Source organism: Streptomyces sp. NPDC046349 (assembly GCF_055587885.1).
Genome location: NZ_JBVJFK010000005.1, coordinates 331455 through 352196 on the forward strand (window position 1 = coordinate 331455; position 20742 = coordinate 352196).

The window sequence follows — 20742 nt, forward strand, 5'->3', positions numbered from 1 at the left end:
CTTCGGTGTTCCCGGAGCTCGCGGGGATGTCCAGGACCGCCACCCGGCTGCACCCCCGGCCCGGCGCGCCCACCGTGCACGACAGCTCGGTGGGCGGACCGCTGCTATGGCGGCCTCGGGGAACAGCGGTACAGCCGTTAACGCTAAGCCGATGATCATGGGCTGCTAGCACAGGCGATCGGTCTGGCGCCGGGGTTCGGTGGAAGATCGTTGGGCGGCTGCGGGCGTCGTTAGCGTCAGGTCCATGCCAGTGGAGTTTCTGACTGACGAGCAGGCGGCTTCGTACGGGAAGTTCAACGAGGAGCCGACCCGGCCGCAGCTGGAGCGGTTCTTCTTCCTCGACGACGAGGACCGCAAGCTGATCGCGAAGCGGCGCGGCGATCACAACCGGCTCGGGTTCGCCCTCCAGATGTGCACTGTGCGCTACATCGGCCGGTTCCTCCCTACTGACTTCGGCTTGTCAGGGTGAACCTTGGCGAAGTGCCTGATGGGCTTGAGGTGCTGGCTGTATGAACGACCGTGGCAACGGGGTCGCTCGGGCCACCCGTCCTGCCGATGTCCGGCAACCGGACCGGCTCATGGGTGCCGCCAGCAGCCGGTGACCCCACCGCGGAGCCCCACATACTGTTGCCTCGTACGTGAGCAGGGCATACGGGGGTAGGGAACGTGGTGGACGAGACGGTACGTGCAGGCGCCAGGCACCGTACGGAAGTCTTCGTGTGGCTCGGTCTCGCGCTACTCCTGGGTGCACTGTCGGCCCTGGTACTGATTCCCCAGGCCCAGCATCAGCGCTCGCTCCGCGACGGTGTGCGCGCCGACGCCACCATGCATACCCGCGGGACGTGCGCGCTGGGACAGTGCAAGGTCGCCTTCGAGGCGCAGGGCCGCACCGTCGTGGCGGCCTTGCCATCGGGCAGTAGTGGCAGCATGTACCCCGTGGGCGCACACCTCACCGTCCGGTACCGGGCGGACGATCCGCAGGCAGTCGCCGCCGCGGCCGACGTGGAGGGCGGTGGGGCGACCTTGCTAGCCGCCTCGACCGGCGCGGGCGCCGTGTTGTTCCTGCTTCTGCCGGTCGTGAAGACGGTGGCCCGAGCACGGCGGCGGCGCGCGGCGTCCAGCGCCGTTGGATGACGTGCCCGCCCCACATGCCGATCACCGTGCTACTGACTTCGACTCGTCAAGGTGATGCCGGGGCGTCGAGGGTCAGGCCGGTGCCTGCTATGAAGCCGTCGAGGATGTCGGGCCGGTATTGAAGCCGTTTAAGACGGTTGCGGACGAGGGTTTCGAGTCGGTCGAGGGCCATGACGGCGAGGTTGGCCAGGCTGCGCTTGACGTGCGCCCAGACGCCTTCGACTGGGTTCAGGTCGGGCGCGTAGGCGGGCAGCAGGAACACTGTCAGCCACGTCCGCTCGGCGACGAGGTCCCGCATCTTGCGCGAGACATGGGTGTTCAGCCGGTCCCAGATCAGCACGATCGGCGGCCCTTGCCTGCGGGGTGGGTCCGCACCCGGTGGCACAGCCGGGTCCGGGAGCCGGGCCGCATGGCGATCAGGCCGGCCACCGACAGCCGTCCCGAGCGGCGCCCGCTCACCGTCACGACCGGGGTGCGGCCTCGCCTGCCCCAGGTCCGTCCCCGGGGCGGCCGACGGGTGAAGCCCGCTTCGTCCTCGAAGCAGACGTAGCCCCCGCAGGCCGCCCGGGCCCTTTTACCTCCGCCCAGGTCGCCTCCTTCCATGCGATGACGGCCTGCTCGTCACGCTCGGCGACACGCCGCGCGGGAACCTGCGGGCTGAAGCCGAGCCGGTGCATCAACCGGGTGGCACCCGAGACGCTGTAGGAGACGTGGAACTTCCGGCCGATCAGCGTGGCCACCCTCGACGCGGTCCACACCTGGTCCTCCACCCAGCCGTGCGCCGCCGGACCTTCCTCCAGGAACCTTGTCAGCTTCTCGAGGCAGTACGGCGACAGCCGGCACCGCGAACCACTCGGTCCACACGAGACCAGTGCCGCAGCCCCGCCGTCGCGCCACAGTCGGTGCCATTGGTAGGCCGACTTCAGGCTTACCCGCAGGCGCCGGGCGACCTCCGACGGCTTGGCCTTCTGCTCGAACAGCCCGACCGCCTGTATCCGTACCGATTCACGGCGCTGACGCCCTGCAGGGGTCAGCCCGCCCCCATCCGCATACCTCACACACCACGGGATACAGCCACAGCTCCAAGCCCAGCAGGCACTTCACCAAGATTCACCCCGACGAGCCGAAGTCAATAGCGGTAAGGAACGATCTTGCTCGCTAGCACAGTGATCGCCCGGTCCGCTCGGCTTCGACCGAAGATCGTATGAAGTGATCGGCTAAGAGCTGTCCCGTAACTGGACGGCGTCCCCTTCCCGACCCGGATCGGACCGTGTCAGTGGCTGGTGACAGGATCGAAGGGTGCTGATCAAGGGATATGACGTCGGCCCGTTGGTACCGGGCGAGTCACTGCTGCTCCACTCGGGCTTCTGGTCGAACTACCTCTTGGCGATGTGCAGCGACGGGGGGTGTGCAGAGCGGCCGGTTCCAGAGTGGTTCGGTGAGGACGGCGCCGATGTCGATGCCCTGTCCGAGGTCCTCTTCGATCCTGAGCACTGGCCCGTGTTCAGGGTGCCGACTGACGACGGACCCGGAGCCGTGGTGATCTACCGCAACCTGGACGGTGACTACGGCACCGACTACCTACTCACCCATCCGGACAGAAGCTACGCCGAGCAGCTCGCCAGCTGGGACGGAGATTTCTCGGGCACTGGGCTGACGTGGCACGAACTGATCCGGATCGCTGACAGCCCGTTCCTTGCGGACGAAGGCGTCCAGGACACGGCCACCCGCTTCCTGCTGCTGCTTCCCCTCCTCACCGACCCGGACGTGCCGGAAACAGCATCGGCAAGGCTTATCGCGGCCCTGACCGCAGTCGGCACGCCGCAAGACACAGCCTCCCTCACGGCGGAGCACCTGCTGGCGCACCTTACGAGGAGATCCCGACATGACCCTGCGTGGGCGTCTCCGTTGAGCGGCAGCTGAGAGGTGGACCAAAACCGCTGATCACACCATGGAAGATCTTGGTATGGCTGGTGTGATCACGGCGTCGGAATCTTCCTGGATAGCCCCGTTCTCCGGGCTGAGTCCTCGCACCTTCGGGAAGCTGGTAACCGTTCTGCGGCGCCAGGGTGCGGACGCCATTCGGAAAGGCCGGCCGTGGAGCCTTCCGCTGGAGGACCGCGCACTGCTGGTCGCGGCGTACTGGCGCACGAACCTGACCATGCGACAGCTCGCTCCGCTGTTCGGGGTGTCCAAGTCGGCAGCGGACCGCATCATCGACCACCTTGGGCCGCTGCTCGCGCTCCAACCCCGCAAACGGTTCGCCAAGGACACCGTGCTCATCGTCGACGGCACCCTGGTCCCCACCCGCGACCACACCATCGCCGAGCGGTCGAAGAACTACCGATACTCCACGAACCACCAGGTCGTCATCGACGCCGACACCCGGCTCGTCGTCGTAGTCGGCCGGCCGCTCGCCGGGAACCGCAACGACTGCAAGGCCTGGGAGGAATCCGGCGCCAAGGCCGCCGTCGGCAAGACCCTCACGATCGCCGACGGCGGCTATCCGGGCACTGGACTCGTCATCCCGCACCGCCGACAGCGCGGTCAGACCGAACTCCCGGACTGGAAAGAGGACCACAACAGGTCCCACAAGCAGGTCCGGGCCCGCGTCGAGCACGTCTTCGCCCGCATGAAGGCCTGGAAGATCCTCCGCGACTGCCGCCTCAGAGGCGACGGCGTCCACCACGCCATGCTCGGCATCGCCCGGATGCACAACCTCGCCCTCGCCGGATAGACCAGGGGACCACACCGCAACCAACGATGCCCGGGACGACTTGGAGATCATTTACGGGACAGCCCTTAGCGGATACCGTCCGCCGCGTGCCGATGGACGCGCACACCGGGTCGATCGAGGAGGGGGCATCACTCGCGTGGGTCGCGGAATTCACCGGGTGAACGTTCCGCCCGGCCGGCGCACGGGGCCTCGGGGAACAGCCGGTGCAGCCCTGTGTGAGGCGGCAGGCCGCGGCCGCACCACCGCGCCTTGCGGTGCTCGGCACTCGGCCAGTCGTAGGTCACCGCCGACACCTGTTCGGCGCCGTCCTCCTGGATCCACGCCACCCGGTAACTCACGTCTCTGCGACAGTTTCGCGTGTGGCCGCACACTCGATGACGGTATCGAGGTGCCCCATATGGGTTCTGGCGTCTCGGCAGGCGTGCCTGCGACGCCCTTCCCGCGTTGCGCAGGATGCCTGATTATCCGGACCGCAGAGTCGGAGGATGAGAATGAAAGCTCGTAGGGCCCAAATCGCTGCTGTCAGCTTGCTCTTGGCAGGATTCATGGCTCCCGCAGCACAAGCACAGGCCGATGATGATGGTGATCTGCTTAATCTGATCAATTCGTGCGCTATTAACGCCGACGTGAACGTTCCAGTTTTTTCGACACAGCCCCTCGAGCAGGCCCAGAGCGTGTGCGACGAGGCGGAGGACTAGATGATGGGCTAGTACTCCAGCCGTAGATCGTAATCTTCATGGCTGGGTGGCCACTTGCCGCCGGTAGTGGCAGTCGCGGGCGCGGGCCTGGTGCCGTCGTCGCCAGTGTGACCAGCGCAGTCGGTGCGCGAGGCCGTGGACCGGGCCGATCAGCGTTGCGAACAGGTGCTGGATCTCGTTGCCGGTCAAGGGAATCAGACCGTCGGGAGCGGGGCGGTCGCGGCGTTCGGTCGCTGCCGTGACGGCGAGGAAGGCGTGGGCGAGCATGGCGAGGGTGACCCATCGGTGCCAGGAGGTCCAGCGGCGGACCTGGTGCTTGTCCAGGCAGTCAGGCCCTTGCTCGCCTGGAACGTCTCTTCCACCGTCCAGCGCTGTCCGGCCACCCGCACCAGATCGGACAGCGGCACCGGCTGGGGCGAGAAGCATCGGTAGAAGGCGAGTTCACCAGCTCGGCGGTTGCGGCGGACCAGCAGCCACCAATGGCCGGTGCGACCGGCTGGGCCGTCGATGTCGACCTGAGCCCAGTCGTAGTAGCGCTCGCCCTTTGCGCCCGGGCCGGCCGAGCGCCGCTGCCAGGCCCGCTTGGGGATCCGCAGCGCCAGGACCTTCGCCTGGAACTTCCCGGCGTGGGTGACGACGGGGTGGGTGCTGGAGATGGCCAGGACGTAGCCGGTCCGGCGGTGTTCGAGGGCGGTCCGCAGGTGCGGGTTGTCGCCGTAGACCTCGTCTCCCGCGACCCAGCGAGCGGGTGTTCCCGCGTCCAGGGCCCGGATGACCATGCTGGCGGCGAGTTGGGGCTTGGTGGCGAAGGCCAGGTCGGCGGGGATTCCGGCGTGTCGGCAGCGGTCCGGGTCGTCGGTCCACGAGCGCGGCACGTACAGGGCCCGGTCGATGGCGGCATGCCCGCGTGCGGCGGAGTACACGAGGTAGACGGCGACCTGGGCGTTCTCGATGCGGCCGGCCGTTCCGGTGTACTGGCGCTGCACGCCGACTGTCGCCGTGCCCTTCTTCAGGTCGCCTGTCTCGTCGACCACGAGCACCGCATCAGTGTCGTGCAGGTGCTCGACCACGTAAGCGCGTACGTCGTCACGGAGCGCCTCGGCGTCCCACTTCGCGCGGTGCAGCAGGTGCTGCATGCCGTCCGGGGTGGCGTCGCCCGCGTGCTCGGCCAGGGTCCAGCAGTTCTTGCGCGGCAGATCCGACAGCAGCCCGGAGACCAACCGCCGCACCCGGCGGCGGGGTTCAACCCGGGAGAACCGGTTGGCAATCCGGCTCATCAGACCCTCGAAGGCATCCTGCCAGTGGGCAGGCACCATATTGGCGTCCGAGGCCGCCGCTTGATCATTGGTTATCCACACAACACCTAATGATCAACCGCGGCCTCATCTGCTCGGACGCCCCACCGGAACCAGTAGTCCATCCCTTCGACCCGGTAGCGACCGCCGGCGTCGAACCGCATCTCACCCACCAGCCGACGCGCGTCGTCCGGCACCTGACGGTGGGGTGCAAGCAGCGCGTCCAGTTCGTCGTAGCGGGCGTCGATCCCACCGTGACCCGGATGGCTCTCCAGCCCGACCTTCCCAGCCTCATGACACTCGTTCCAGCTGACGTAGATCGCCCACTGCTCGCGCTCCAACTCCACCACAGCCGAACTCGCAGGCCAGACACGGTACTCATCGGCCTCGTCTCCGACGTACTGGCCATAGCCGTCGAAGTAGTGGGGCTCCCCAACGATGTCAGCGAGGCCGACGCGAGGTCCGTCGTACCACTCCAGCTCGACGTACACACGCTCGAAGCCGTCCGCGATCAGCCGCTGTTCGTCCCAGGTCTCAGCCACGTAGGAAGGCTACCGGCGGGCGATCTCCGCATCCATGATCACGATCTACGGCTGGAGTACTAGAGGGTGTCCCGGAACTCCGGGCACCCGGACCGGCCGGAGCCGAGTGCGGCAGGCCGGGCGGACGCGTGGGAGCGGGGCGTAGCGGCTGCGCGTGCTTACCTGGCCCGTGAGGGCACCCTCACAGGCGTTTCAAGGGCTCACGTCGAACGCGTTGAACACCACGGCCAGGAGCACGCGGTGAAGCTCGGCGTATGGCTGTCCAACCCGCGCGACGCTCCCCCGCGGACCGCGTTGCGGTGCTCACGGAACTCGGAGTCGTCTGAACGGCGTACAGCGGTGGGCACCCTCTTTCCAGGACCTCACCTTCCCGAAACCGACGGGTTGTCGCGGCCGCAGTCGGACCAGGTACAGGGCACCACCGGGGTTTGCCCCAAACAGCCGGTCGGCCTTCGCGGAAGCCATCACCGGGTTGAGCGCTTCCCTAGCTTGGAGACGACATCCTCCAGCGTAGGGAGGTCCGCCCCGCCGCATTGATTCAGTGCGCTGCCGGTAGGGAGACCCATGATGTTTCCGCCCACCCTGCCAGTGCCGTGGTGGGTGTTCCCGGCCGCCAAGGCGCCGTTGTTGAGAGCGCAGCCGGTCGCCCGGCTCTTTCATCAATAGGTCAAGGTCGTCCACACCGGGGCTGGTGTAGGCGCAGATGATCCGGTCCTTGGTGACCTTCCGCAGACGCGGCAGGACCTTCTCGAAGGGCCTGGCGTCCGCTACGTCCTCGTCGGAGATACCGTGCACGTGCCGGGCCCCGCTGTGATCGGCTCCGTGGGCTTCACGGCCCTGTTCTCCCGAAGCTACGGCGAAGTGACAGGTAGCTCTCTGTAATCAGAATGACGCTCGGTCAGGGAGAGCGGGCGGGGTCCGGGGACTTCGCAACACCCCGTACATGGACGCGGCCGTCACCCAGCTTCGCGCCGACGGCTTCGACGTCCGGGACGAGGACATCGCCCGGCTTTCCCCGTTCGTCCGGCACCACGTCAACATGCTCGGCCGGTACTCCTTCCAGCTCCCCGACCTCCCCGGCGGCCTGCGCCCCCTGCGCGACGGGGCGCTCGGGCACGCGGTGCGCGGGGACGGTGCTTCCAGTGCGCTCGGCTGCAGGGGTGAACCGGCCTGGCCCACCGCGCTGCACACCATGTGTACCGGGAACTCTGATCTTGACCACACAAGGTATCCGCTCTGCGCAGCCGACAAGAGAAGAGAGATCACATGAAGCGTTTCCGTCGCCACGCCATGGCAGTGCTCGGGGCCACCGTCGCGCTCCTGGGAACCGCGGTGCTGCCGACCGCGTCCGCCGCGCCGGCCGATGACCCGGTGGAGTGCCCGTATGTCACGGGCGTGTGTACGTACTCCGAGCCCGAGGGCTATGGCGAGCTCAGGCTCTACCGCGGGGACAATCCGCTGGCTGACCCGTGGTTCCGCACCGTGCAGAACCAGACCCGCTACTTCTGGTGCGTCTTCTCATCGCCGGGCTTCGAGGGCCAGCAGCAGCTGGTTATGCCGGGGGAGACCATCCGCAACCTTCCCTTCGCAGCGGCGTCTCTGAGTCGCGGAGAGTGCCCGGGGCAATGATGGTCGAAAGCGGGCACTGCGGTCCCCGTTCCTGCATCGCTCAGCGACGGCTGTCGCCCGGGGCGAGCAAGCTGGTGAGTTCGGCAATCGCGTCCGGGGACGGCTTGAAGTAGCGCCGGACGTTCTCCGGCTTCTTGTGCCGGGACTTCGCCATCAGCATCAGCAAGGAGGCGTCCTGCTCGCCGAGGTGGGTCAGGGAGGAGTGACGGTACTCGTGCAGGTCCCAGCCCGTCCCGGGTCCGCGTACGGCGGTGCGCTCGTCCAGCAGGGCGCGGGCCTGCCCGTATGAGAGCCGGGCGAATCCGGTATCCGGGCACACGTCGCGCGCGCTGACGACCTTGCCGGGGCCGGGCTTGCAGTGGGTGACGAACACCGGTCCGCGGGTGCGGCCCTTCAGCAGGCGGGGCAGGAGCCGGGCGGTGCCGGCGTCCCAGTACACGGTCTCCAGCACGTAGTCCTCGCGGGCCCGGCCGCGACGGCGTGCCTTGGTCCGGGCGCCCTTCGCCTTCACCCGGCAGCGGCGCCCGGCGAGGTCCAGGTCCTCGATGTTCACGCCGAGGATCTCCTCCGCCCGCCCGGAGGTCTCGTAGAGCATCCGCCACATCGTCTTCTCCCGAAGGTGGACTTCGCGCCGGGCGATCAGCCGGTCGATCGCCATCTTCGAGCGGGCCGGGGTCTCGGAGTCCGGCACCGCCAGCCGCTTCACCCAGGCCGGGACCGCCGGACCCTCGTGGCCGCGCTCGCGGCACCAGCCGAGCCAGGACAGCACCCCGGCCCGGCGGGAGTTCCACGTGTTGACCGCCGCGGCGCCCCAGAGCAGTTCGAGGGCCTCGCCGATCTCGTCGTCCGCGACCGACGCCAGCGGCCGACCAACGCCGATCCGTTCGGCGGTCTTGCCGACACCGATCCCGTAGTTCCGGACCGTGTTCGGGTTGCCGAGCGAGTCGAGGAACACGTCGGCCGCCGCCCGGACGGTCAACGCCTTCCCGGTCGCCAGCTGCACGACGCTGGGCACCACTTCCCCCTTACCGCAGATAACAGTGACGCTTTTACGTAGCGGCCGGAGAACGTCACCGCAGGTGACGGATCAAGCTACCGCAGATATTGGGGTGTTATCTGGGGAACGACTTCAGACCGGTCCCGTCGCCGACGCGCCGTCAGCCGCCCACCAGGGGCGACGGAGGCTTAGCGCACGATCTGACACCGATGTTCCTCAGGCCCCCAGCCGGAGCCGGACCCGGAGATCACCCTCGACCTGCCCGGCCTGCTCGCCGACCGCCTGCTCGCAGGCGGCGACGAGACCGTCCGCACCACGCTCGCCTCCGGCCGGACCATCCGCCGCGGCCAGGGCCACTCCCTCCGGATCACCGCACCCCTCAAACTCCACCGCACCGCGCTGCAGCAGGCCGCCGCCCTCGCCACCGACACCGCCAGCTCCGCCGAGCGCAAGGCCCACCGGGTCTACGCCACCCGCATCACGGACGCGACCTGACCATCAAGGGCTTACCGCTAAGAGCTCGTCGCTGAACTGCCCAGCGCCAACATCCTCACCTCGAAGGCCGGCCAGCCACCTCACCGTTGGTCCACCCCCCTCAGGGCGCGTTCAATCCGAAGGCCTGGTTGTTGCTGTTGCTGCCGTTCGGGCTGTTGATGTTGTTGCCGGTGTTGATGTTGTTGAAGAGTGGGAGGACGCCGTTCAGGTTGATCGGCAGGATGGAGCCGCCACCCCCGCCGCCACCCCCGCCGCCGCCCCCGTTGCAGTCGCCGCCGGTGATGGTGGTCGGGTCAGTGTCCGAGAGGGTGGCGTTTTGACCGCCAGTCTCGACGATTGTGACGGTGTTTTCGACGGAGCAGGGTGCATTGTCGGCGATGTTCACGCGGACGTTCAGGTTGGAGACCAAGGAGGGGGGGAAGTAGGGGACAGCGCAGCGGATATTCCTCCCGTTGTTCGTGACCTCGCAATTCTCGGGGCCTGCGAAACCGCCACTGACGGAGACGACGGTGAGACCTGCGGGGAGGTTGTCTGTGATGACCAGCGAGCCAGTATTTTCATCGCCGGTGTTGGACACCTGGATGGTGTAGATCCCTTGCCCGCCCCGCACGAAAGTACCTTCGTGAAACTTGTTGACGCTCAAGATCGAGGCTGCGTGGGCGGGTGTGATGAGTACTCCGAACGGCATCGCGACGCCAAGCCCTAGCACTGTCGCGAAAGCAGACATCCGACGCTTAAACCCGTGCGCGATCATCGCAGATCAACTCCTGACCAAGCGGATTCGTAGGGGTCGTCCCCGGGAGCGGGGAAACCTGACCAGGGCGAATGTAGCGGCTAGGGATAGCCGGGATGTCGCCGTCCGGTTGGCAAATCCCGACTTCACTCGATCGCCCTGCATGACGCGGGTTCTCATCGTGCGGGTCCCGCCGTACCGGTAGCGCAGATCGGCGATGGCCACCAGGCGGCCGCCGACGCGGACCTGGTCCCCGACCCGTAGCTCGGTTGGCGGCAAGTCCAGCACGACCTATCCCGCAGGGACCTGCACCCCAGCCCCGTCCCGCAGCCAGCAGGGCATCCCGGTTCAAGCGGGCCCTGTCAAGCCCCGACTTTCCGGGCCATGACCACACCCCCGGGTCTGAGGCCCAATGGAGACACGGACACGGCAGGAACACCGACGAACCGCCCGCCGGGGTCCGGACCCCCACCCTCGACCTCCCTCTTTAAGGACTCTCCCTCATGGCCATCACCAGGGCCCGACGCCTCGTTCCCCTCCTGATCGCCAGCACCATCGCCGCCGGAGGCCTCTCCCTCACCGCCGGCTCGGCATTCGCCGCCACCCCGGCAGTACAGCCCGCCGGCATCACAGCGGACGGCGGCGGCGGGGTCTTGGGACCTCCGCGGCGGTGACGGCGGCATGTACGACACCACCTCGAATCTGGGCACGACGGAATGGATGTACGAGATGTTCGGCAGTGCGTCCAACCGCACCCCCCAGAACTACCTCTGACAACAACCCCGACGCCGCATGCCCCACCTGCTTCCCGGATGGCCTGAGCACGGCCAAGGCCGCCACCCCCAGGGTGGCGGCCCGCAGTGTTCTGTGCCCACCTGGGAGGCTGGCGGCAGGGGAGGCTTTGATCAAGGTCACCGCAACCGTTCAGCGAACGCGCCCGTACAGCTGAAGCCGGGACGGGAAGACTCTGACCTGGCCTTTTTGGGGATGAGAAACAGGCTTTCAGGAGCTGTGGATGCGCATCGGATGGGAGCGAGCGACGCCGCGGAGGCCGACGGGGCCCTTCCGGCCCGCCGCGCGGCGGAACTCGCCCACCGGGCCGCCGTCCTGGCGGACGCGTGCGAGCATGCCGCCGCCGAGACCGAGGCACTGGCCACGCCCCCGCTCCTGCGGCCGGTCCCCAAAAGACCGAGAAGTTATACAAGTGCGTTCGCCCCGTGTTCGCCCTCGCCGGGCACCTCGACGGAGGGAGGCGTGCCGCCGCCCTGGAGCCGGCCCCGGCCGCCCGGCCTTGACCCGAATTCCCGAAGGACGTCGAAAGCGAGAAGTTATATAAGTTAACGGGTAGGGTGGGGGCGCGGACCTGATACGGTCCGCGCCCGAGATGAGAGGCGACGCCCGCATGGCCACCGCACCCCGCCAGGTCCCCAAGGTCTATCCCGCCGGTACCGGCCGGCCCACCGAGCGGAAACTCACCGACGAGAAGGTGGTCCGCACGGTGAACGTGGCCGGGACCGTGTGGGAGGCGGGCAAGGAACGCGCTGGTCAGAACGAGGTATCGATCTCCCACGCCGTCGGCTTGTTCCTCGAGGCCTACGCCGCTGGCCTCCTCGACCTCGACACCATCACCGCGCAGCTCGACGCGCTCGCCGGCGGCCGGGAGCCCGCAGCCGTACCCAGCCCCGGCGCGTGGACGGAAGAAGCCCCTCCCGCCTTCCCGCACCCCAGTTGGAGCAGCGGGGACGGCGTCCCGCGCGCACTCGACATCCTCGACGCCGAGGACAGGCCCTGACCTGCATACCCGTACGCCCCGCCCGGAGATCCGGGCGGGGCGTTTGTCGTTCACGTGGGGCCCCGTGTGGGGCCGTGGGTCAGCGCCGGCGGACGGCGACCGCGACGCCGACCGCCGCGACCAGTGCCCCGGCCACCGTCGCCACCGTCGCGATCGGCCCGGTCAGCGACGGGTGGGCGACGCACACATAGCCGGCCATTGCGAGGACCAGTGCGCCAACGATGACCAGGCACAGCGTCACGAGCGGATCCGTGGCCGGCTGCTGCGGCGGCCGCGGGGACTGCTGCTGCGGGGTCTGGGGCTGCGGGTCGGTAGCGGTGGACATGAGGTTCCCTCCCGAGACGTCTGCGGACCCTCCGCAGACGAGGCACTGCACGCCACCGCCGTACTGCCTGCACAGCCGGCGGCGGGACAGACAGGACAGTGCGGGAGACAGGGGTTAGCGGCGCAACCGGTCCATGCGCCCGGAAGCGCCCAGGCCGACCTTCCCCGCGTCGTACGCCGGATGAGTCATCACGTAGACGAACGTCGACTCGGCGGTTATCACGTATCTCCTCCAGGTTCTCGACAGCCGTGAGCACCATGGCTCACAGCCGCGGGGCCGAAATCTCGGCCAGCGTCAGCCGGTCAGGAAGTGGCGCAGCTTGGCTTTCAGGTCTCTGCCAAGCAGGGATGGCGTGTCGGAGAAGCCGGCGTCGTGCACGGCTGCGCCGATGCGGTGTCCCCGGCCGGTGGAGTAGATGGCGAACGACCAGGCGTCATCGTGGGGAGAGGAGATGTCGGGCGACAAAAACGCGGGGGTAGTCGGCTCGTCGGTGGTGAACCCGAAGGCCGTGTACCGGAGCTGGCGGCCCTGGCCGATGCACTTGGTGTAGGCGTCTTTCAGGACCCAGAGGTTCATCAGGCGCGACATCCGCTCTTCGGGCGGGATCGAGCGCAGGAACTCGACTTCGTGGGGTGCCAGGACATCCAGCAGCTCTCCGGCGGGCCGGTCTGCGACGCTCTCGGCGGTGGCGATGCCCACGCCGATGAGTCCGACCTGGGTCAGGCCCACGACGGCCAGGTCCCCGTCCAGCGTGAGGCTGATGTCGATCGTGTCCATGCCCCGCACGTACAGGCGGCCTCCGGGTCCGCTCCTCAGCACGACCTGGTGCGGCTCAAGGTCAGTCGCCGCGGCAACGGTGTGCCGGATCAAAACCCGCGTGCTCAGGAGACGTCGGCGCTCAGCCGGGTCCTTGGCGCTCTCGTAGCGCGCAAGCTCGGGGCCCATCAACGGGGCCACCGGTTCGTCGGGGCCAGGCTGCCAGTGCGTGAGCCGGCCGACGACCAGGATCGAGCCTGCGGACCGGAACAGTCCTGCGAAGTCGTCCCAGCGGTTGTCCTTCGGCCCGGTGACCATCAGCGCGATGTCGGATTCGATCTCGTGCGGGAACAGTTCGTCCTCAAGGTGGTGCAGCGCGTGCAGGAGGCTGCCGGGCTGTGGAGAGTCGGCGCCCTCCGTGCCGCCGTCGCCTTCGGCCGGCTGCTGGCCGAGGGAGCCGCGGCGCTCCAGGTCGGCCTCCTTCCACAAGCGCCCCACCCACTCCCTGACCGGCTCAGGGTCCGCCCGGGCGCACTTGGCGAGGAACATGCCGAGCGCCTCGGCCTGCTTCAGGCGCGGGAACGCGCGGCCGGCGAGGACGTCGCTGACGGCCTGTCTGTTCATCGTTCCCGGCAGATCGTCGTCCTCCTTCATGCCGCTCTCGATGTCCCGTACGCCAGGGCGGTCCGCGTCGATGTACAGCACGTGAAGGGCCAACAGGAGCTCCCGCTCCCCGCCCGGCGGCAGGACGTCCTCCGTCGGCATGTCGATGCCTCTCGTCCCCCGGCGCTGCTGCGACATGTGTACATCCCCCTGTCCTAGATCGACCGGTGCCAGAGTGTCAGAGGGTGTCAGACAGTGACTACCTCCTCTTCTGTACCGCTCACGGTGGTTGAAGCGGCCCGCACCAAGCGGGCCACGACCACTCGGGAGCCCCCAGTGAAGAAGCAGGAACGCAAGAACGGGAACGCCAAGCGGCTGGCTCGGACGGCGACGTTCGCCCTCGTCCGAGGAGCCGCCACCGGGGTGGGAGGCGCAATCGTCACTCTCCTCGTCCTGTGGGCGCAGAACCGCAGTTAATGGGACCTCAGGACACCGCGAAGCGGGGCCGTCACCGGCTGGTGACGGCCCCGCAGGGGCTTTCGGGGCCTGCTGTACCCGGGGTGCAGCCGTCGCCGAACCCGCCCCCGTACGGTCCGCGCGCCGCGGCGACGGAAGACTGGGGGTGATCGAGCGTGGCAGAGCCGCACCCACCGGTCACCTGACTCCCTCGGCCTCGGGGAACAGCGGTACAGCCGTTAACGCTAAGCCGATGATCATAGGCTGCTAGCACAGGCGATCGGTCTGGCGCCGGGGTTCGGTGGAAGATCGTTGGGCGGCTGCGGGCGTCGTTAGCGTCAGGTCCATGCCAGTGGAGTTTCTGACTGACGAGCAGGCGGCTTCGTACGGGAAGTTCAACGAGGAGCCGACCCGGCCGCAGCTGGAGCGGTTCTTCTTCCTCGACGACGAGGACCGCAAGCTGATCGCGAAGCGGCGCGGCGATCACAACCGGCTCGGGTTCGCCCTCCAGATGTGCACTGTGCGCTACATCGGCCGGTTCCTCCCTAACGACGCGCTGGACGTTCCGTGGGCCGTGGTGGAGTACCTCGGAGAGCAGCTCGGCATCGAGGACGTCAGTTGCGTGAAGCAGTACACCGAGCGCAAGCCGACGGCATACGAGCACGCGTGGGAGATCCGGGACGCGTACGAGTACCACGAGTACGACGATGCGGAGTGGGGGCGGAAGTTCCGTACGTTCTTACACGGGCGGGCGTGGACGCACGCCGAGGGGCCGGTGGCGCTGTTCAACCAGGCGGTGGGCTGGCTGCGCCGTCACCGGGTGCTGCTGCCGGGGGGTGTCGGTGCTGGCCCGGAAGGTGTCGGAGGTCCGGGCGGTCGCGGAGAAGCGGCTGCACACCACAGTGGCCAGGGCCGCGCACCGGGCGGATGCGGCGCTGCCCGGGGACCTGGTGGCCATGCTGGTGACGCCGGAGGGCGCGCGGTTCTCGGAGCTGGAGCGGTTGCGCCGGCCGCCGACGCGTACGACGGCTACGGCGTTCGCCCGGGCGCTGGAGCGGGTCGATGAGATCGGGGCGTTCGGGCTGGGCCGGGTGCGGCTGTCGCAGGTCCCGCCGAACCGGCTGGCGGCGCTGGCCCGGTACGGGCTGGGGTCGAAGGCGGCGAACCTGGAGCGGGCCGAGGAGCCCAAGCGGACCGCGATGCTCACCGCGGTGATGCGCCACCTGGAGGCGAAGGCCATCGACGAGGCCCTGGACCTCTTCCAGGTCTTGATGGCGACCCGGCTGATCAGCACGGCGAAGCGGGCCACGGAGAAGGAGCGCCTGTCGACGCTGCCGCAGCTGGAGAAGGCGTCACGGACGCTCGCGCGGGCGGCGAAGGTGCTGTTCGAGGAGCTGGAGCTGGTCGGGGAGCACGGCGCGGACCTGGATACGGCGGCGCTGTGGGCGGCGGTCGAGGAGGTCGCGCCCCGCGAGGCGGTGATGACCGCGGCCGCGCTCGTGGTGTCGCTAGTTCCCGAGGGCGCGGATTCGGCCGACGTCGCGATGCGGGCGGCCCTGACCACCCGCTACAACACCGTGCGCCCGTTCCTCGCGCTGCTGGGCGAGTCGAAGGCGCTCGACGCGGCGACCGGCGGTGCGCGAGTGCTGGCCGGAGTGCGGCGGCTGCCCGCGCTGGCTCGCCGACGGGTCAAGGACAAGCCGCTCCTGCCGCGCGAGGTCGACGACAAGCTGGTGCCGGCTGCCTGGCGCAAGGCGGTCTACGCCAACTCCGACCTGCCGCAGGGGTCGGTGGACCGGGACGCGTACGTGGTGTGCGTGCTGGAGCAGCTGCACCGCGCCCTCCAGCGCCGGGACGTGTTCGCCTCCCCCTCGCACCGCTGGTCCGACCCCCGCGCCCGGCTCCTGGACGGGCCGGCGTGGGAGGCAGTGCGCGAGGACGTGCTGGCCGGGCTGAGCCTGGACATGCCCGTGCAGGAGCACTTGGAGGAGCTGGTGCAGGCCCTGGACGCCGGCTGGAAGCAGATGGCCGAGCGGCTGGAGTCGGCGGGCACTGACGCGAAGGTGTCGCTCGACGTCCAGCCCAACGGCCGGGTGAAGCTGAACGTGGAGAAGCTCGGCGCGCTTGGCGAGCCGAAGTCGCTGGCCTTGCTGCGCAAGCGGGTCGAGAAGATGCTCCCGAAGATCGACCTGCCGGACCTGCTTTTCGAGGTCCACTCCTGGACCGGGTTCCTCGACGCCTTCGTGCACCTGGGTGACGGCACCACCCGCATGAATGACCTGCCCACCTCGCTGGTTGCGCTGCTGGTCTCGGAGGCGTGCAACATCGGCATGATCCCGGTCACCAACCCCGGCCACGAGGCCCTCACGCGCTCCCGCCTGGTCCACGTCGACCAGTTCTACCTGCGCGCCGACACGATCGCCGCGGCGAACGCGATGCTCATCAAGGCGCAGTCCGAGGTGCCGATCGTGGCCTACTGGGGCGACGGCCTGCTGGCCTCGGTCGACGGGTTGCGGTTCGTGGTCCCGGTCCGCACGATCAGCGCGGCGCCCTCGCCGAAGTACTTCGGGTTCAAGCGGGGCATCACCTGGCTCAACGCCGTCAACGACCAGGTTGCGGGCATCGGGCAGATGGTCGTTCCGGGCACCCCGCGCGACTCCCTGCACATCCTGGACGCCCTGCTGAACCTCGACGGCGGGGTGAAGCCGGAGATGGTGGCCACCGACAATGCCTCGTACTCCGACATCGTGTTCGGGATCTTCAAGATCCTGGGCTACAACTTCAGCCCCCGCTTCAAGGACCTGGACGACCAGCGGTTCTGGCGGGCCACGATGCCGGGGTCGAGACGGGGACGTACGGGGTGCTGGAGCCGCTGGCCCGGAACCGGGTCAACCTGAAGAAGATCGAGACGTGGTGGCCGGACATGCTCCGGGTCGCGGGTTCCCTGGTCACCAACCAGGTCCGTGCCTACGACCTGCTGCGGATGTTCGGCCGCGAGGGCCACCCCACCCCGCTGGGGCAGGCGTTCGCGGAGTACGGGCGGATCGGCAAGACCGAGCACCTGATGCGGATGGTCGACCCGGTCGATGACACCTACCGCCGGCAGATGAACCGCCAGCTCACCGTGCAGGAGTCCCGCCACAAGCTGGCCCGCGACGTGTGCCACGGCAAGCGCGGCACCATCCACCAGGCGTACCGCGACGGCATGGAGGACCAGCTCGGCGCCCTCGGCCTGGTCCTCAACGCCATCGTGCTCTGGACGACGAAGTACATCGATGCCGCCGTCGCCCAGCTCCGCGCCGAGGGCCACGAGATCCGGGACGAGGACATCGCCCGCCTTTCCCCGCTCAAGCACGCGAACCTCAACGTGCTCGGCCGCTACAGCTTCACCGCCTCCACCCCGGCCGCCGGCGCCCTGCGCCCGCTGCGCGACCCGGACGCGGCCGGGCTCGGGCTGGATGAGGACGACGAGTAGTAGAGGGACCTCGGCCTCTCCCCGGGAGCCGGACTGTTGCCCGGGAAAGGCGCCGGACAGGGGAGGACCTTACAGAAGTTGAAACTGAGGCCTCGGGGCCGATGGAAAGGGTCCCGTTCACGCCCTCATTGGCGCCGCGGCCGCGCTCCGGCGATGACCTGCGGCCCCTGGGCCGACTACCTCCGGACAGCCGCCCTTACGCCCGCCCGTGACATCGGTGAAATTGCTCTGACCTGGTGTTTTCCTGGGATTCTCCTAGCCTGGGAGGTTCTGCTGGACACCATCGGAGGGGACATCGTGAGCGAGGAATCCACCAGTTACGACGCCAGCAACATCCAGATATTGGAGGGGTGGGAAGCCGTTCGAAAGCGGCCCGGAATGTACATCGGCTCGACAAGTGAACGCGGCCTGCGACACATGGTGTTCGAGGTCGCGGACCGGGCGGTGAACGAGGTTCTGGACGGCCGTGCCGCCTCCGTCGACGTCACCCTCACGCCCGACGGCGGTGTGCGTGTCGCCGACGACGGACCGGGCGTTCCCATCGACGAGACGGGGACCGCCGGCGGTCCAGGGATCGAAGCCCTGCTCACCCAAATGCAGACCGGGACGGGAGCCGCAGGCCGCCACGACATCACGCTCGGCTTCTGCGGCGTCGGGCCCGCCGTCGTCAATGCTTTGTCGCAACGGATGACGGCCGAGGTGCGACGCGAGGGAGTCCGATGGGTCCAGGAGTACGTGCGCGGAGTGGCCGCCACCCCACTCACCTCAGCGGGGACGGCGACGGAAAGCGGGACCACCATTGTCTTCTGGCCCGACACCGACATCTTCGGAGCCGCGGAATTCTCGTTCGACGGGCTGGAAGAGCGATTCAGGGAACTGGCCTTCCTGAACCAGGGCCTGGAGATCTCCCTGACCGACCTGCGCCGCCCAGATGAGTCCCGTTCGGAGCGGTTCCGGTTCCCGGGAGGGGCAAGAGACTTCGTCGCCTTCCTCGACGGGCACGCGGCGGTGTCCGCCCCCATGGACACCATCGCCTTCGAGCACGAGGACCCTCGGATGGCGGGGGTGATGGAGGTCGCCTTCCGCTGGTGCAGCCGTCCTGAGGAGCGGGTCCGGAGCTACGCCAACAGCCCGGCCCACCATCAACGGCACCCACGCGGTGGGCTTTCGCAACGGGATGACGGCCGCGATCACCGCGTACGCGCGGGAGCACGGGCTGCTGACAGCTACGGACCCCGGATTCGGTGCCGATCGGATCGGCGAGGGCCTGACGGCGGTCGTGTCAGTGAAGCTGGACTGTCCCGAGTTTTCGGGCTCCACGAGGGGCGTGCTGGAGAACACCGAAGTACGCGACTGCGTCGGACAGGCCGTCCAGGACCACCTCGGCAGGTGGCTGAAGGAGGACCCGGAGCGGGCCGCAGCCGTCATCGACCGGATCGTCCAGGGTGCCCGCCGGGACTGACCGACAACGAACCGCCCTGCCGGTCCAGAAGACCGAGACCGACAGGGCGTCGGAGCGCAGAGGCGCGCTGCCTTCAGCCCCGCGGATCGGTCCCCTCCGGACCGCGGGCATGGGCGCCATGTTCTTCGCCGTCCTCGCCGTGGCCGGGCAGATCGAGCGCAACTACATCCGGGAGAAGACCCTCGAAGGCCAGGTCATCGCCGCGTCCAAGGGCAACCACGGCGGACGCCCGAAGGTCATCGACGACGACATGCTCACCTTCGCCGTCGCGCTCAAGGACAAGGGCGTCCCCGTCCCCGAGATCGCCAAGAAGCTGACCATCAAGGCAGGGAGGAACGCGGGCAAGCACCCCTCCGTCGCCTCGTTGTACCGGGCCCTCGCGGAAGCCGAGGCCACCGCGCCAGACGACGGCGTGCCGATGCGGCCCAAGCCCGTCCGCCTGCGCCGACCGGGAGAGCCGCTCACCGCCGAGGAGATCGAGCTGCGCGAACGGCTCCAGGCCCAGCCCCACCCGAACGCCGAGCTGAGGTAGACCCGCTCCCGACCTGCACCGACCCCTTGATCATCGGCTTAGCGTTAACGGCTGTACCGCTGTTCCCCGAGGCCGTATGGCCGGCCGACGAGCCCTGGGCGTCGTGCTCGCTGGAGCACGACGCCCCTTTCGGGCTGAACACGCCCGAGGAGGTGCGCACGCTCCGGCGGATCCGCGCCCTCGACGTCTGGACGGATGAGGACCACGCCGAGGTTGCCCGGATCCACGCCGGTCATGACCCGTCGCTGCTGTCCGAGGGCCCGCACCCGCTGATACCGGTGGCGCAGCTGTACGCCCGGGACGTCCCCGGCCTGCCCTTCCCCGAGGGCACGGATCTGCTCCAGGTGCTGTGGTGCCCCTTCATCGACATCGAGTACCGGGTGGGCTCCGAGGCCGTCCAGCTGCGCTGGCGGCGGGCTGCAGACGTGGCGGAGGCGGGGGTCCTGGCGGCCGCTCCGGAGCCCGCGTACGTGGGCACGTACGAACTGGTGCCGGTCCCGTGCGTGCTGCATCCGGAGCAGGTCCGCGAGTACCCGGCCCCGCACGATCTGGACCCCGAGCTGGCCGACCGGATCGCCCGCTGGGAGGAGGACGTGGCCGCGGACTACCGGGACGCCCTGTCCGTCGCGGCGGGGTGGAAGGCCGGCGGCTGGGCCGCCCCGTTCACCTTCCGCGACTCGGGCGGCCCGGAGGAGCTGCGCTGCCCGCAGTGCGCGGCCGTCGGCGAGCCGCTGCTCACCCTCGACCACACAGAGTGGCACGGTGAGACCTCCGGCTGGCGTCCCGTCGAGGAGCCGCCGGGGTCGTCCGCGGCCCCCACGGACATCACGGTGGGCCGCGGCTACACCCTCCAGATCTACGGCTGCCCCGCCGATCCCCGGCACCTGCCGGTCACCGTGGTGCAGTGACGCGATGAGGCCGTGAAACGGCGGAGCGGGGGGGGGGGGGGGGGGGGGGGGGGGGGGGGGGGGGGTTTTTTCCCCCCCCCCCTCCTCCCTCCCCCCCCCCCCCACCCCCCCCACCCCCCCCCCCCCCCCCCCCCCCCCCCCCCCCCCCCCGCTCCCGCGTTCTCCTCCGGGGT

Annotated in this window: 17 protein-coding genes and 6 pseudogenes; 14 read left to right on the forward strand and 9 right to left on the reverse strand. The window is 68.9% G+C overall.

Annotation, left to right across the window (positions count from 1 at the left end):
* Positions 1-244 precede the first annotated feature (244 nt).
* Both ACZ6JS_RS14545 and ACZ6JS_RS14550 read left to right on the forward strand, forming a co-directional pair.
* Positions 245-442, forward strand: a pseudogene (locus tag ACZ6JS_RS14545) (DUF4158 domain-containing protein); the annotation flags it as partial.
* A gap of 224 nt (positions 443-666) precedes the next feature.
* Positions 667-1134, forward strand: coding sequence for a hypothetical protein (locus ACZ6JS_RS14550; RefSeq protein WP_469297929.1), 468 nt, complete (start codon positions 667-669; stop codon positions 1132-1134).
* Between the two features lie 46 nt (positions 1135-1180).
* On the opposite strand, the pseudogene ACZ6JS_RS14555 reads toward ACZ6JS_RS14550, so the two are convergent.
* Positions 1181-2192, reverse strand: a pseudogene (locus tag ACZ6JS_RS14555) (IS630 family transposase).
* A gap of 241 nt (positions 2193-2433) precedes the next feature.
* Between ACZ6JS_RS14555 and ACZ6JS_RS14560 the strand changes: the two are divergent.
* Entirely contained in the window at positions 2434-3057 is a 624-nt protein-coding gene (locus ACZ6JS_RS14560) for a hypothetical protein (RefSeq protein ID WP_469297930.1), read from the forward strand.
* Between the two features lie 43 nt (positions 3058-3100).
* A complete protein-coding gene (locus ACZ6JS_RS14565; protein WP_469297931.1) occupies positions 3101-3871 on the forward strand; it encodes a transposase in 771 nt (256 codons plus the stop codon).
* Between the two features lie 128 nt (positions 3872-3999).
* On the opposite strand, the gene ACZ6JS_RS14570 is transcribed toward ACZ6JS_RS14565, so the two are convergent.
* From ACZ6JS_RS14570 to ACZ6JS_RS14580, 3 genes and pseudogenes are all read right to left on the reverse strand, one after another.
* Positions 4000-4209 carry a hypothetical protein gene (locus tag ACZ6JS_RS14570; protein ID WP_469297932.1) on the reverse strand — a complete coding sequence of 70 codons (210 nt, stop codon included), beginning with the start codon at positions 4207-4209 and terminating at the stop codon, positions 4000-4002.
* Between the two features lie 396 nt (positions 4210-4605).
* Positions 4606-5846 (reverse strand): annotated as a pseudogene (locus ACZ6JS_RS14575) (IS701 family transposase).
* Positions 5847-5932: 86 nt separating this feature from the next.
* Positions 5933-6406: a hypothetical protein gene (locus tag ACZ6JS_RS14580; protein WP_469297933.1), complete on the reverse strand. Its 474-nt coding sequence runs from the start codon at positions 6404-6406 to the stop codon at positions 5933-5935.
* 925 nt (positions 6407-7331) lie between these two features.
* On the opposite strand from ACZ6JS_RS14580, the pseudogene ACZ6JS_RS14585 reads away from it, so the two are divergent.
* Both ACZ6JS_RS14585 and ACZ6JS_RS14590 read left to right on the forward strand, forming a co-directional pair.
* Positions 7332-7502, forward strand: a pseudogene (locus tag ACZ6JS_RS14585) (Tn3 family transposase); the annotation flags it as partial.
* A 170-nt stretch (positions 7503-7672) separates the two neighbouring features.
* Positions 7673-8035: a peptidase inhibitor family I36 protein gene (locus tag ACZ6JS_RS14590; protein ID WP_469297934.1), complete on the forward strand. Its 363-nt coding sequence runs from the start codon at positions 7673-7675 to the stop codon at positions 8033-8035.
* A gap of 40 nt (positions 8036-8075) precedes the next feature.
* Here the strand turns inward: ACZ6JS_RS14590 and ACZ6JS_RS14595 are convergent, their stop codons facing one another.
* The 3 genes from ACZ6JS_RS14595 to ACZ6JS_RS14605 form a co-directional block, all read right to left on the reverse strand.
* Positions 8076-9050 (reverse strand): tyrosine-type recombinase/integrase, encoded by a 975-nt coding sequence (locus ACZ6JS_RS14595; protein WP_469297935.1) that lies wholly within the window; start codon positions 9048-9050, stop codon positions 8076-8078.
* 198 nt (positions 9051-9248) lie between these two features.
* Positions 9249-9491, reverse strand: coding sequence for a hypothetical protein (locus tag ACZ6JS_RS14600; RefSeq protein WP_469297936.1), 243 nt, complete (start codon positions 9489-9491; stop codon positions 9249-9251).
* A gap of 136 nt (positions 9492-9627) precedes the next feature.
* Entirely contained in the window at positions 9628-10281 is a 654-nt protein-coding gene (locus ACZ6JS_RS14605) for a hypothetical protein (protein WP_469297937.1), read from the reverse strand.
* Between the two features lie 482 nt (positions 10282-10763).
* On the opposite strand from ACZ6JS_RS14605, the gene ACZ6JS_RS14610 reads away from it, so the two are divergent.
* Positions 10764-10934 (forward strand): hypothetical protein, encoded by a 171-nt coding sequence (locus ACZ6JS_RS14610; RefSeq protein WP_469297938.1) that lies wholly within the window; start codon positions 10764-10766, stop codon positions 10932-10934.
* 728 nt (positions 10935-11662) lie between these two features.
* Entirely contained in the window at positions 11663-12052 is a 390-nt protein-coding gene (locus tag ACZ6JS_RS14615; RefSeq protein ID WP_469297939.1) for a hypothetical protein, read from the forward strand.
* 79 nt (positions 12053-12131) lie between these two features.
* Here ACZ6JS_RS14615 and ACZ6JS_RS14620 read toward each other — a convergent pair whose 3' ends face one another.
* A complete protein-coding gene (locus tag ACZ6JS_RS14620; RefSeq protein WP_469297940.1) occupies positions 12132-12377 on the reverse strand; it encodes a hypothetical protein in 246 nt (81 codons plus the stop codon).
* A 294-nt stretch (positions 12378-12671) separates the two neighbouring features.
* On the reverse strand, positions 12672-13787 hold the full coding sequence (locus ACZ6JS_RS14625) for a 4'-phosphopantetheinyl transferase family protein (protein ID WP_469297941.1): 1116 nt from the start codon (positions 13785-13787) through the stop codon (positions 12672-12674).
* A 285-nt stretch (positions 13788-14072) separates the two neighbouring features.
* Between ACZ6JS_RS14625 and ACZ6JS_RS14630 the strand changes: the two genes are divergently transcribed.
* The 6 genes and pseudogenes from ACZ6JS_RS14630 (at position 14073) to ACZ6JS_RS14655 (ending at position 20569) form a co-directional block, all read left to right on the forward strand.
* Complete coding sequence (locus ACZ6JS_RS14630) at positions 14073-14213, forward strand: hypothetical protein (RefSeq protein WP_469297942.1); 141 nt, start codon at positions 14073-14075, stop codon at positions 14211-14213.
* 325 nt (positions 14214-14538) lie between these two features.
* Positions 14539-17667: pseudogene (locus ACZ6JS_RS14635) on the forward strand (Tn3 family transposase).
* Between the two features lie 417 nt (positions 17668-18084).
* Positions 18085-18426, forward strand: a pseudogene (locus ACZ6JS_RS14640) (DNA gyrase subunit B); the annotation flags it as partial.
* A gap of 400 nt (positions 18427-18826) precedes the next feature.
* Positions 18827-19129: a hypothetical protein gene (locus tag ACZ6JS_RS14645; RefSeq protein ID WP_469297943.1), complete on the forward strand. Its 303-nt coding sequence runs from the start codon at positions 18827-18829 to the stop codon at positions 19127-19129.
* 109 nt (positions 19130-19238) lie between these two features.
* Positions 19239-19661, forward strand: coding sequence for a hypothetical protein (locus ACZ6JS_RS14650; protein WP_469297944.1), 423 nt, complete (start codon positions 19239-19241; stop codon positions 19659-19661).
* Between the two features lie 26 nt (positions 19662-19687).
* Positions 19688-20569 (forward strand): hypothetical protein, encoded by an 882-nt coding sequence (locus tag ACZ6JS_RS14655; RefSeq protein ID WP_469297945.1) that lies wholly within the window; start codon positions 19688-19690, stop codon positions 20567-20569.
* Positions 20570-20742 lie beyond the last annotated feature (173 nt).

What these genes read in the sequence shown, in the direction of transcription:
- ACZ6JS_RS14650 (WP_469297944.1), top strand. Translation starts at nt 19,239, where the DNA reads ATGGGCGCCATGTTCTTCGCCGTCCTCGCCGTGGCCGGGCAGATCGAG.
- ACZ6JS_RS14625 (WP_469297941.1), bottom strand. Translation starts at nt 13,787, where the DNA reads ATGAAGGAGGACGACGATCTGCCGGGAACGATGAACAGACAGGCCGTC.
- ACZ6JS_RS14615 (WP_469297939.1), top strand. Translation starts at nt 11,663, where the DNA reads ATGGCCACCGCACCCCGCCAGGTCCCCAAGGTCTATCCCGCCGGTACC.
- ACZ6JS_RS14620 (WP_469297940.1), bottom strand. Translation starts at nt 12,377, where the DNA reads ATGTCCACCGCTACCGACCCGCAGCCCCAGACCCCGCAGCAGCAGTCC.
- ACZ6JS_RS14565 (WP_469297931.1), top strand. Translation starts at nt 3,101, where the DNA reads ATGGCTGGTGTGATCACGGCGTCGGAATCTTCCTGGATAGCCCCGTTC.
- ACZ6JS_RS14605 (WP_469297937.1), bottom strand. Translation starts at nt 10,281, where the DNA reads ATGATCGCGCACGGGTTTAAGCGTCGGATGTCTGCTTTCGCGACAGTG.
- ACZ6JS_RS14610 (WP_469297938.1), top strand. Translation starts at nt 10,764, where the DNA reads ATGGCCATCACCAGGGCCCGACGCCTCGTTCCCCTCCTGATCGCCAGC.
- ACZ6JS_RS14590 (WP_469297934.1), top strand. Translation starts at nt 7,673, where the DNA reads ATGAAGCGTTTCCGTCGCCACGCCATGGCAGTGCTCGGGGCCACCGTC.